The sequence below is a fragment of the Bacteroidota bacterium genome (assembly GCA_035506275.1).
Taxonomy (GTDB): Bacteria; Bacteroidota; Ignavibacteria; order UBA10030; family UBA8401; genus JAGVPT01.
The window spans coordinates 181,658-193,200 of sequence record DATJPT010000014.1; the positions used below are offsets into that span (position 1 = coordinate 181,658).

Genomic DNA, 11,543 nt, shown 5'->3' on the forward strand with positions numbered 1-11,543 from the left:
CCGGAAACTCGTATGGCGTTATTTTCCAGTCATCCATTGTTGACCGAAGCTGAGCGTAAGAAGATCGCGGCGACCATCGCCGAGGTGGAACAAGGAACCGAAGGAGAGATCCGGGTCGGTATCCGAAAAAGGAGGGCGTGGGGCGAACGGAAATTGACGCTCCATCAATTCGCGCTCAAAAATTTCTATGAGCATGGAATGGACAAGACGAAGCACAAGAACGGAGTGCTCCTGTTTTTCTCGATGAGTGAACGTTCATTCCAAATCATCGCGGATGAGGGGATCCATAACAAAGTGACCGATCGGTACTGGGATGATCTGGCTGCTTCGATGACCGGCCACTTTAAGGAGAAGCGCTTCTGCGACGGCATTTGCGAAGCGGTGAAAGAGGTGGGGAAAAAGCTGCGTGAGGAATTTCCGCGCACCTCCAACGACACAGACGAATTGCCGAATGACGTGTCAATAACGTAATTGCGATTGAGAAATCGAATAGTATGAAGTTGAGAGTAGCCGTTGCCCAGGTTGATGCGGCCGTCGGCAACGTGGAAAAGAACATCGTGCGCCACGTCGCTTTCGTTAAAAAGGCGATTGCGAAAAAGGCCGACATCGTCGTTTTCCCGGAATTGAGTCTTACCGGCTATTCGGTGCGGGACCTCAATTGGGATCTGGCGATCAATGTCGCCAGGCCGGATATTCTCAATCCCCTTTTAAGGCTCAGCAAGTCGATCACGGTCATTGCAGGCGGAGTCGAGGAGCGGAAGAATTTTGGCCTCTACAATTCTGCTTTCGTGATGGAAGACGGAAAGATCTTTTCCGGCCATCAAAAAATTTATCCGCCGACCTACGGCATGTTCGAGGAAATGCGCTACTTCAGCCAGGGGACGAGCGCGCGCTGCTTCAACTCCAAACATGGCCGGCTCGGCATTTTGATCTGCGAAGATTTGTGGCACATTTCACTTCCGTATATTCTCGCGAGCGACGGGGCGGAGGTCCTCATTACGATTGCTGCAAGTCCGACGCGAATTTCCGGCGCTTCGGAAAAGCTTCCGTCGGCGACCATCAACAGTGAACATCACAAAGCGTACGCGCGGCTTCTCAGCTCATATCTCGTTTTTTGCAATCGAGTCGGGATCGAGGACGGCATCAATTTCTGGGGAGGGTCGGAAATCGTCGACCCGTCCGGCGAGATCATCGCATCCGCAAAATTATTTGATGAAGACTTGATCTTCGCCGATTTAGATGAAGATGCTGTCCGGCGGGCGCGCCGCCTATCACGGCACTTTGTCGATGAATCGATCGATTTTACCGTTGAGCAATTGCGGCGCGTGCGAGACAGCAGGAAAGAGCAGGAGTAGGTCGGTTGAAAGTGCCTCGAGGTTTCGCTACCTTTCAATGAAAATGATTTTGTGGAGCGGTGTGCTATGAATACGATGAAGACAGCGTTCTTAATGACGCTGATGATGGTGCTCTTGCTTCTGATCGGCGAAGCATTCGGCGGAGGACAGGGATTAGTTCTCGCGTTCATGTTCTCACTCCTCATGAATTTTGGCATGTATTGGTTCTCGGATAAAGTTGTGCTCATGATGTACCATGCAAAAGAAGTGACTGAAATGGAAGAGCCGCGACTGGTCCAGATGATAAGGAAATTGGCCGCGCAGGCACAGCTTCCGATGCTGAACGTATATATCATTCCCGATGAAACGCCGAATGCCTTTGCCACCGGCCGGAATCCGTCTCATGCTGCGATTGCCGTCACTTCGGGAATACTTAAACTGCTCAACGATGATGAGTTGGAAGGCGTGCTTTCGCACGAGCTAGCCCATGTCAAGCACAGGGATATGCTGACCGGAACCATCGTTGCAGCGATGGTCGGGACTATCACGTTCATTGCCAGGATGGCCGGCTGGGCTATGATGTTCTCAGGCGGACGGCGCGATGAGAGAAATTCCGGGAACGGACTATCTGAGCTCCTGCTCCTCATCCTCGCGCCGATCGCGGCGGTCCTCCTTCAGCTTGCGATCTCGCGTTCTCGCGAATTTGCCGCGGATGCCGGCGGTTCAACGATTAGCGGCAAGCCTCGGAGCCTGGCAAACGCATTAAAGAAACTTGAACAGGGATCGGAACGCACCGCTCTGGAAAATGCCGGACCGGCGACCGCACACATGTTTATTGTCAACCCTCTTCGAAGCGGGGGCATTATGAAATTATTTTCAACCCATCCGCCGATAGAAGAACGCATTGAGCGGCTGGAAGAGATCGCCGTCCACGGAATGTGAGTCTAGGAGCAAAGGAGAGCATATGGAGACCAACGAAAACCTTAATTACAAAGAACCTGCGCCGATCACGGATAAAGAGAATCCGTTCGAATCGATGATGGAACGGTTTGATGTCGCAGCAGAACTTCTCGGCTTGGAGAAGGGTGTTTACGAATATCTGAAGACCCCGGTGAAGCAGATCACCGTCTCCATCCCCATCCAAATGGACAACGGAGAGATCGAGGTATTTGAAGGCTACCGCGTCATTCACAATGATATTCTCGGTCCTTCAAAAGGAGGATTGCGGTTCGCCCCGGATGTCAACCTCGACGAGGTCAAAGCCCTTGCCGCCTGGATGACCTGGAAATGCTCCGTCGTTGATATCCCGTTCGGAGGCGCGAAAGGGGGCGTTCGTTGTGATCCGTCCAAGCTGACGCCGGTCGAACTCGAGAAGGTCACGCGGCGCTACACGGCGAACATGCTCGATATTTTTGGAGAGGATAAGGATATACCGGCGCCGGATATGGGAACGAACGAACAGATCATGGCGTGGATCATGGACACGTACAGCATGCACATGAAGCGGACGGCAACCGGCGTGGTGACAGGGAAACCGCTCATCATCGGCGGTTCGTTGGGCAGACGCGAGGCCACCGGCCGCGGCGTCATGATGGTCACCATTGGCGCGATGGAAAAAATAAAATTGAAACCCAAGGAGACGGCGGTCGTAGTCCAGGGTTTCGGCAACGTCGGTTCTGTTTCGGCCCAGCTTCTTCAGCAGCAGGGATGCAAAATTGTCGGCATCGGCGACGTGACCGGAGGGTACTACAACAAACGGGGGATCGATGTCGAAAAGGCGATCGAGTGGACGAAGGCGCATAAAGTACTGAACGGTTTTCCCAATGCGGAGAAGATCACGCAATCGGATCTGCTTGAGCTCGATTGCGACGTACTTGTTCCGGCGGCAAAGGAAGACCAGATCACGGCCCGGAATGCTCCAAAAATAAAGGCAAAGATCATCGCGGAAGGTGCGAACGGTCCGACGACTGCAAAAGCCGACCCCATCCTGAAGGATAAGGGCATCATCGTCATCCCGGACATTCTTGCAAACGCCGGAGGGGTCACCGTTTCGTATTTTGAATGGGTTCAGGATCGAGTCGGATATTTTTGGTCCATCGATCGCGTGAATCGAAGGCTGGAAAGAATGATGACGTCGGCATTCAATGCTGTCTACGAGACGGCGGAACACTACAAAGTCTCTCTCCGAATCGGCGCTTACATCTTGGCGATCGACAAGGTTGCGAAAACATTAAAAGTCCGCGGAATCTACGCTTGAGCATCCCGGTAAAGCTGATCCTTGCTGCCATTGTCTGCTTTATGCCATCGGCAATGCCCCAGACTGTTCGTGCGGAGGGCATCCCCCGGACGAATGAAGAAATTTTAACGATGCTGTCAAAGCAGGCAGCCGACGATTTTTGCGAGGCAGTGAACATTCCCGATACCACCGCTCTTGACGTGATCGAAGAGAGCGGAGAAGTGAATCGCTTCTTCTTTCCGCCCTTGCTTGAGGCGTTTCGCCGGCACTTTACTTTGCTCTATACCCGGAGCGGCGTTTCAAGCGTTGAGCTGCGGATTTCCGGCGCGCAGGCAGCCGTTCATTACGGCCAATCCTTCTCCGATGGTTTTTTTTCTGCACGAAAATGCTCGAGAGAGCTGAGTGTCTCATTCAGATTCTCCGCGATTCGAGCCGCCGACGGCAAGGTTCTGTTGTCGGCGACACACGCCCGGGCGTTTTCGGATACGGTGAATGTTGACGAGATTTCAAAATTACAGGAATCCAGCAAACAGGTCGCCAGTGCGTCGCTCCCCGAACGGTCGGCATTTGAGCGCTTCATTGCGCCCCTCATTATTGCCGGGGCAGCGGGAGTAGCGGTCTATCTGTTCTTTACCATAAGAAGCTAATTCGCGATGTACAGACGAAACCGTGCAGCCGTGTATTTGGTCCGGGCAGGATGGTCTGCGGTAGTGGTCTTTTCTATCGTTGTTGCACCGCGGTACCTCGGTATCCGCTCTGTGAGGAGGGCTGAAGTTCCATCGATCCGGACGGTGACGCTGCTGGCGTTCGGTGATGTCAACCTTGGGAGGATGGTCGGTCAGAGAATACTGAGTGGCGACCTTAATTACCCTTTCCGCAATATTTCGTTGCAGAGAGATTCTGCTGAGATCGTGTTTGCCAATCTCGAGAGCCAGCTGTCCGATCAAAAAGGGGAAACTCAGGATCCGGTCCATAATTTGATTTTTACGGGACCGCCGAACGGCGGCCGCACGCTCGCGAATTTCGGTTTGGCTTACGTTTCGACGGCAAATAATCACGCGTATGACTACGGGAAGCGGGCGTTGCTGGAAACGCTCGACCACCTGGATCAGGAGAACATAGGGCATTTCGGCACCGCGCGCTCGCCGCGCGCCCTTTATGAACCGCTAATGGTCGAAAAAAATGGAATTCGGTTTGCCTTCTTTGCCGTAACGGACCTGATGAATTTCAAACATGGGTGGCACGATTATGTCGCGGTCACGGACTCTAGTAAATTATTTCCGGCGATCCGAGAGGCGGCGGCGTCCGCGGATGTCGTGGTGTTGAGCGTGCACGGCGGAGATGAATACAGCGATATTCCGATGCGGCGATTGACGGCATTCGAGGAGGAGAGCATTGCTCAAGGGGTGACGATCGTACTCGGTCATCACCCGCACGTGCCGTACGGCATCCGTCATGTCGGCAAAGGATACATCATTCATTCGCTTGGTAATTTTGTCTTTTATCAGCCGCAATTATTTTGGACGCAGCTGAGCTTCGCGGTAACAATAGTAGTGGAAAAAAAAAGCGACACGACGGCTGTTTCATCCGTTGAATGTATTCCCCTGCAGGCGGGATATCAGCCGTCGGTCTTGACGGATTCGGGGAATGTGAACCGGCTGTTATCGCGAATGCAATCATTATCCAATATTCCAATTATCTTGTCACGAAGAGGCGTTCTCCATTGAAGAAATTATTTGTTGTTGCAGCGATAAGTTGTTTGTTGATGGTAGAGGTGAACGGATGCGGGTCGAGCAAAGAAGCCGAGTTTTATACGGCCGAGGAGCGGTTTGCCGAAGCCATGAAGAAATTCCACCGGGAAGATTATCTTGACGCCGTCGAAGACTTCAAGAATGTGACCGTTCAGTTCCCGGGGAGCGCGTATGCGGACAGCGCGCAGTTCTTTATGGGGGAATGCCGGTATCTCAGGGAAGAATATATACTCGCAGCAGCGGAATATGACCTTCTCATCCGGACGATGTCGTCCAGTCCGCTTGTTCTGCGCGCGCGATACATGAAAGCGATGTCGAACTATGAGCTCTCCCCGAAATCCGAGCTTGATCAAAAGTTCACAAAAGAAGCGATCGACGATTTTCAGTCGTTCATCGAATATTATCCGACGGACTCGCTCGCAAAAGTCTCTGCAGCAAAGATCGTTGAACTCAACAACAAGCTAGCAAAGAAGGAATACGATAACGGAAAGTTGTATCTCCGGCTTGAATACTTCAAGTCAGCGATCGCCTATTTCGATCTGGTGCTCGACCGGTATCATGACAGCGATTACGCCGACGACGCACTGCTCGGAAAAGCGACCGCGTTAAGGGAACGTCATGACTACGCGGCGGCTCTTGACGCCGTTAATTTATTCTTTCAAAAATATCCGGCAAGTCGATTGAAGAGCGACGCGGAAACGCTCAAGGCTGCGATCGAGGCCGACCTTGCCGCGCCAAAGCCGGCGCCGAAAAAATCAATGGGACTCTCGACGAATACGGGCCAATGAAGGAAGAATCGTTTTCAGTCAAGCATTCGCAGGTTGAGATGACGCAGCTCGTGCTGCCGAACGACACCAACCAGCTCGGCAATCTCCTCGGCGGTCAGCTGATGCACTGGATCGATCTGGCCGCGGCGATTGCGGCGGCAAGGCATTCCAAGCGTGTGTGTGTAACGGCGTCCGTTGACGAGCTCAACTTTATTCATCCGGTCAAAGAAGGAGAGGTCGTCATCCTTCGCGCGTCCGTCAACTGCGTATTTCACACCTCGATGGAAGTCGGCGTGAAAGTATTTTGCGAAAATTTACTTACCGGTGCTCTCGTCCATGCAAATTCTGCCTACCTGACGTTTGTTTCCATCGACGGCAGCGGCACACCGGTTCCGGTGCCCCGCCTGCGCCCAGAGAGCGATGATGAACGGAGGCGGTTTGCGGATGCAACACGGCGTCGTGAAGAGAGGCTTCGGCGTCGGTCGAAGAAGGGCAATGAATAAGGCTTCCGTCGAACGCCGCTTCAGCGCGGCGAATGTTTTGTCGTTCCCCCCCCGCTCTCCGAGAAGTGCCTTCAACCAAATCCTTGTGGCAGTGCTGACCTGCGGCGCAATTGCGATTGCCCAGCAGCGGACGACGGCGGCCTTGGGGACGGTAACTTCCACCTCGCTGCCGTTCGCTCCGTCGCTTGCTGTCTTGATGCATTTTAATGCCGACCCGCATCCGGACATTCTCTGTTTTGACCAGGCAAGCCAGCATCTTGTCGTTTTGGTCAATAAAGGCGATGGCATCTCGTTCGATTGTGTCTCTCTGGGCCCTTCGACGGACGTCACGTTCCTGGCCGCAAAGGATCTCAACAACGACGGCAAGGACGATATCGTCATAGTGCATCGACAAACCAGCCAGGTTGAAGTATGGCTGAGTACGCCGAACGACACCGTGTATCGTAGCACGAAGTACAACGTCAATTTCTATCCTGAAAAAGTACTTCTTGCGGATATTGACAATGACAGCACGACCGATATTCTCTGTTTCGGAAAATTATCGTCCGGCATCTCGGTCCTGTTGGGCAACAAGGACGGGACATTTAGAGAAAAAAATCTTATCCTTCCCGAGATCCCCGTTGTCGATGCATCTGTTGTGAAACTTAACGACGATGATTTCCCGGACATTGTCGTTCATAATTGGCTGACGAATGAAATGGTGTTCTATTACGGCATGGGGGATTTGCAATTCGCAGAACAAAATATTGTTTCCTTCGACAAGGACACGGTCGCCGTTGTGTTCGGGGATTTCAACAGAGATCACGTGCTCGATTATGCGGTGGCCTCGTCCATGACCCGATCGCTCCGTTTTTTTGCCGGCGACGGCATGGCTTCCTATTTTCAGTATCAGAGCCTTGATTTCAATCATGCAATCGGCGAACTCTTGGCGGCGCCGGTCTCCTCACGTCTCTCGCCCGATGTTGTAGCCGTCGATGATCTTGGCGGGACGTTCAGCGTCTTTTCCAACCAGGGAGATGGGACGTTTTACGACGACGTTGTGTTTGGCTGCACATCCGACAACCGGATCACTCTTGTCGGCGACATCGATGGCGACGGATGGAACGATGTGCTTGTGATTGACCCGTCGCGGCGAATGATGACGTGTTATTGGAACGCAAAGAAAAAACTTGCGGCACCGAGGGAGAACGCGGCTCTCTCGGGCGAGGTATCGTTTGCGGTAGGGAAGCATCCTCTTGGCCTTGTTGTCGGCGATTTCAACAACGACGGATATGATGACGTGGCAGTTGTTGACAGCGCGTCGTCATCTCTTTCGCTCTTGTATAGTTCGCCGCCCGGCCGGATGTCGGGCCAGATCGGCATTCCAACTGTTGAACGTCCGACTGCGGTCCGGCTGTATGCGAAGAACGATACTTCCGTGACGTTCCTCCTGACGCATGAATCGATCGCCAAAGTGTCGGTCCTCACGCTTTCTCAGGCACAACAGCCTGCCGTGCGCAAGGCCGCTGTTTCGTATACGTACGCGATTGCAACGGCGGAAAATCCAAGAGTGTTTCTGCCCGACGCGGCGTTGCAAAATAAGTCGATCGAATTCTACGTGTTTTCAAGCGCGAAACAGCGCTCGCTCTCATACTTCAGGCAAGTCTCGGGGACAAAATTTGTCGAACGGAACATCAAACCGATCATTCCGGAGAGGATCCTTGCAGGGTCCGTCAATGATTTTAACGGCGACGGCCTGCCGGACCTGGCATATATCTATTTTGACAGCCAGGCTCTTCATTATACTCTCGGCATCACGTTCAGCGATTCAGCAGGCCAGTACCGCGGCAAAACCCTGTCATATGTCTTCCCCGATTCTGCGATGAAGCGGTGTTCCATGGCGTTTGCCGACGTGAACGGTGACAACATTCCCGATTGCATCCTTTACACGGCGCCGATGAACAACATCCGAATTGCTCTCGGAAAAGGAGCCGGCCGGTTCGGTGAGTTCTTTTCGGTCGCTGATGGGATTGAGATTGTCAATCCCGAGCATCTCCAGATCATCGATTTCGACGGAGACGGGATCAACGACATCATGGTTTTGGACGATAAGACATCGGAGCTTTTTTTCCTCAAAGGAAAAGGAAACGGGAAATTTTTGCCGCGCACCTTTCTTATGGACATGCCGCAAGAGACGACGTTCAGATTCGGTGACTTCAACGGAGACGGCGTGCTGGACATTGTTTACAGCAATCCAGCAGAAAATCTTGTTACGTTCTATTTTGTCAATCGGCGGTAGGCCGGCCGTGAGGTCCATGGTGCGTCATTATTCATGTAAATTCGTCCGATGAAAAAAATCGTCCTCACTGCAGAGTCCGTTTCGAAAGTATTTAACCGGCGGGTGATTTTCGATGATGTTTCCTTTTCGGTGACACAGACTCAAGCTGTTGCGATTACCGGAAAAAATGGATCCGGCAAGTCGACGCTCGCGAAGATCGTCTGTGCGATCCTTACCCCGACCGCAGGGCAAATCGCCTGTTCAATCGATGATGCCCACATCGTTCCGGAAAAAATATATCGCCATATCGGATTAGTATCGCCGTATATCATGATGTATGAGGAGTTCTCGGGGATTGAAAACCTTTCCGTCTTCGGCCGGATCAGGAACCTGCCTGAACGGTCGTTTGAAGAGGCCGAATCGCTGCTGAAGAAATTCGGCATCTACGAGCGGCGTAATGACGAGGTTCGAACATACTCGTCCGGGATGAAACAACGGCTGAAGTATGCCGCGGCACTGCTTCATCATCCGGAGATCCTTGTCCTGGATGAACCGACCGCAAACCTCGACGAAGAAGGCGTTGAGGTCGTCCGCGATACGATGCGTATTCAAAAAGAGAACGGGATCCTCATTATTGCCACAAATGATAAGGAGGATCTGGAATATGCCGACTATCGCGTCGACCTTGCAATAAACGGGAAAAAGAGAGGACAGCCTTGAATGTCGCCCCGCAAAATCGTATGTTGAGAGTGCCGTGAAATCCCTGTTGATCCCGTCATACTACATTTTCATCAAAGATGTACATTCAGAGCTGCGCACGCGATACGCGTTAAATGCGCTCTTCATGTTCGTGGTTACGGCTCTGTCAATTATCCTTTTTTCGCTCGGAAGCGAATCGATCAGCCAGGACGTGCTCGCCGGGATTCTTTGGGTGATCATTTTCTTCTCCAGCATGTCGGGGCTATCGCGGACCTTTGTCAGCGAAGAGGAACGGGGGACAGTGCTGACCCTGCAGCTCATCGCGTCGCCGACCCCGATCTATCTCGGCAAGCTGCTGTTCAACGGAATCCTTACGCTGGCCCTTAATGCTGTTATCTCGATACTCTACATCCTCCTGATCAATAATTTTGTCATCGCGTCGGCGGACATCTTTTGGACCACAATTCTCCTCGGCAGTCTCGCGATCGCCAGTTCATCGACGATCATTGCAGCGATCATCGCAAAAGCGAACACAAAAGGGACGCTGTACCCTGTTCTTTCATTCCCCATTATGCTGCCGATGCTCATCACGGTGATCAAGGCAACGCAGCTTTCTGTTGAAGGCGCTTTTTTTACCGAGGCGCTCGGAGAGTTTCAGATCCTGATATCGTATACCGTCGTTATTATCGCCGTGTCCGTCGTTCTTTTTGAATTTGTCTGGAAGGATTAGCACATCATGACCAAGCTAGTGATCGCAAAGGCAGGGCTTGTTGTATGGCTGACCATCGTCATCATCGCGGGTTTTGCGATGCCGATGGTGGCGGCCCCTCAGCAATGGTACGAACTGCCGATCATTCCCGCGCTCGAAGAGAAGGCGAGGATAATATTCTTCCACGTTCCGATGTCGTGGACGACGCTGGTGGCATTCATTGCCTCGACGGTGTACGGCATCATGTATCTCAAAACAAAAAAACTCGATTACGACCTCCGGTCGGTGTCCGCCGCCGGGTTGGGGACAATGTTCTGCATCCTTGCGACCGTGACCGGTTCGATATGGGCGAAATTCAATTGGGGATCATTCTGGAATTGGGATCCGCGTGAAACTTCAATCTTCGTTTTATTGTTAATCTATGGAGCGTATTTTGCGCTGCGTTCGGCCGTTGACGTAGAGGAAAAAAGAGCCACGCTGGCAGCGGTGTACTCGATCATTGCAGGGGTCACCGCACCGTTCTTTATTTTCGTCATGCCCCGGATCATGACAGGGCTTCATCCGGGGGCCAAGGGGGATGAAGGGGGTTCGACGCCAGTCGCTCAGCTTCATATGCCGGCGAATATGCGGGTGGTATTTTTCGCTTCGATCATCGGATTCACCGTTTTGTATTTCTGGATGTTTAACCTCAGAGTTCGGTACGCCAGGCTTGAAGCGGCGTCACAACACTAATAAGGAGCATCGACCGTGGAGTTTCTCGCACAGAATCAATTGTATATCGTCATGAGCATCGTGCTCATCATTTGGTTCGGGTTTGTCTTTTACCTGTTCCGGCTCGACGGCAAAATCAGCAAGCTCGAAAAGAGCCTGCGAAAGTGAGGAGGATTTCGTGAAAGCAAAGATCATTGTCGCGGCAGTCGTTGTCGTCGCGTTTGTCATCTTCGGCGCGGTCTCTTTTTTGGACAGCAATGTCGAGTATACCGATTTTGCAAAGGCCGAAAAGACTGCGAAAAAAGTTCAGGTGAAGGGGGAGTGGGTGAAGGAAAAAGAGACTCAGTTCGACGCAAAAGCCGGGCAGTTCATTTTCTACATGCGCGACGACAGCCAGCGGGAAGCGAAAGTGATTCTCGACGGGGCGAAGCCGAACAACTTCGAGCTGGCGAAGAGCGTGGTCGCGAAGGGAAGGTACAAGGATGGTTGTTTCCATGCCACGGAACTTCTCACAAAGTGTCCGTCTAAATACGAAGGCGATGCGTCGGCTGTTCAAAAAACATTGTAATTCATTCA

The 11,543-nt window shown here is 52.4% G+C and carries 14 protein-coding genes; all 14 read left to right on the plus strand.

Features of this window, described 5'->3' with window-relative positions:
- Positions 1-12: 12 nt before the first annotated feature.
- Entirely contained in the window at positions 13-471 is a 459-nt protein-coding gene (locus tag VMF88_11360; GenBank protein ID HTY11655.1) for a TPM domain-containing protein, read from the plus strand.
- A gap of 23 nt (positions 472-494) precedes the next feature.
- On the plus strand, positions 495-1,355 hold the full coding sequence (locus VMF88_11365; protein HTY11656.1) for a nitrilase-related carbon-nitrogen hydrolase: 861 nt from the start codon (positions 495-497) through the stop codon (positions 1,353-1,355).
- 66 nt (positions 1,356-1,421) lie between these two features.
- On the plus strand, positions 1,422-2,276 hold the full coding sequence (gene htpX / locus VMF88_11370) for a zinc metalloprotease HtpX (GenBank protein HTY11657.1): 855 nt from the start codon (positions 1,422-1,424) through the stop codon (positions 2,274-2,276).
- Positions 2,277-2,298: 22 nt separating this feature from the next.
- Complete coding sequence (locus VMF88_11375; protein HTY11658.1) at positions 2,299-3,591, plus strand: Glu/Leu/Phe/Val dehydrogenase; 1,293 nt, start codon at positions 2,299-2,301, stop codon at positions 3,589-3,591.
- Complete coding sequence (locus VMF88_11380) at positions 3,588-4,217, plus strand: hypothetical protein (protein HTY11659.1); 630 nt, start codon at positions 3,588-3,590, stop codon at positions 4,215-4,217. Before VMF88_11375 ends, VMF88_11380 begins: the two co-directional genes overlap by 4 nt.
- A 6-nt stretch (positions 4,218-4,223) precedes the next feature.
- A complete protein-coding gene (locus VMF88_11385) occupies positions 4,224-5,297 on the plus strand; it encodes a CapA family protein (protein HTY11660.1) in 1,074 nt (357 codons plus the stop codon).
- Positions 5,294-6,109, plus strand: a complete 816-nt coding sequence (gene bamD, locus VMF88_11390; protein ID HTY11661.1) for an outer membrane protein assembly factor BamD — start codon at positions 5,294-5,296, stop codon at positions 6,107-6,109. The genes VMF88_11385 and bamD overlap by 4 nt, the downstream gene beginning before the upstream one ends.
- Positions 6,106-6,591 (plus strand): acyl-CoA thioesterase, encoded by a 486-nt coding sequence (locus VMF88_11395; GenBank protein ID HTY11662.1) that lies wholly within the window; start codon positions 6,106-6,108, stop codon positions 6,589-6,591. Before bamD ends, VMF88_11395 begins: the two co-directional genes overlap by 4 nt.
- Complete coding sequence (locus VMF88_11400) at positions 6,584-8,869, plus strand: VCBS repeat-containing protein (GenBank protein ID HTY11663.1); 2,286 nt, start codon at positions 6,584-6,586, stop codon at positions 8,867-8,869. Before VMF88_11395 ends, VMF88_11400 begins: the two co-directional genes overlap by 8 nt.
- Before the next feature lie 48 nt (positions 8,870-8,917).
- Complete coding sequence (locus VMF88_11405) at positions 8,918-9,568, plus strand: ABC transporter ATP-binding protein (GenBank protein ID HTY11664.1); 651 nt, start codon at positions 8,918-8,920, stop codon at positions 9,566-9,568.
- A gap of 34 nt (positions 9,569-9,602) precedes the next feature.
- Positions 9,603-10,277 carry a heme exporter protein CcmB gene (locus tag VMF88_11410; GenBank protein HTY11665.1) on the plus strand — a complete coding sequence of 225 codons (675 nt, stop codon included), beginning with the start codon at positions 9,603-9,605 and terminating at the stop codon, positions 10,275-10,277.
- A gap of 6 nt (positions 10,278-10,283) precedes the next feature.
- The gene (gene ccsA, locus VMF88_11415; protein HTY11666.1) at positions 10,284-10,988 is read left to right on the plus strand and encodes a cytochrome c biogenesis protein CcsA; all 705 of its coding nucleotides are present in this window, start codon (positions 10,284-10,286) and stop codon (positions 10,986-10,988) included.
- 15 nt (positions 10,989-11,003) lie between these two features.
- Positions 11,004-11,135: a CcmD family protein gene (locus VMF88_11420; GenBank protein ID HTY11667.1), complete on the plus strand. Its 132-nt coding sequence runs from the start codon at positions 11,004-11,006 to the stop codon at positions 11,133-11,135.
- Between the two features lie 10 nt (positions 11,136-11,145).
- Positions 11,146-11,535: a cytochrome c maturation protein CcmE gene (locus VMF88_11425; GenBank protein HTY11668.1), complete on the plus strand. Its 390-nt coding sequence runs from the start codon at positions 11,146-11,148 to the stop codon at positions 11,533-11,535.
- The last annotated feature ends 8 nt before the right edge of the window (positions 11,536-11,543 follow it).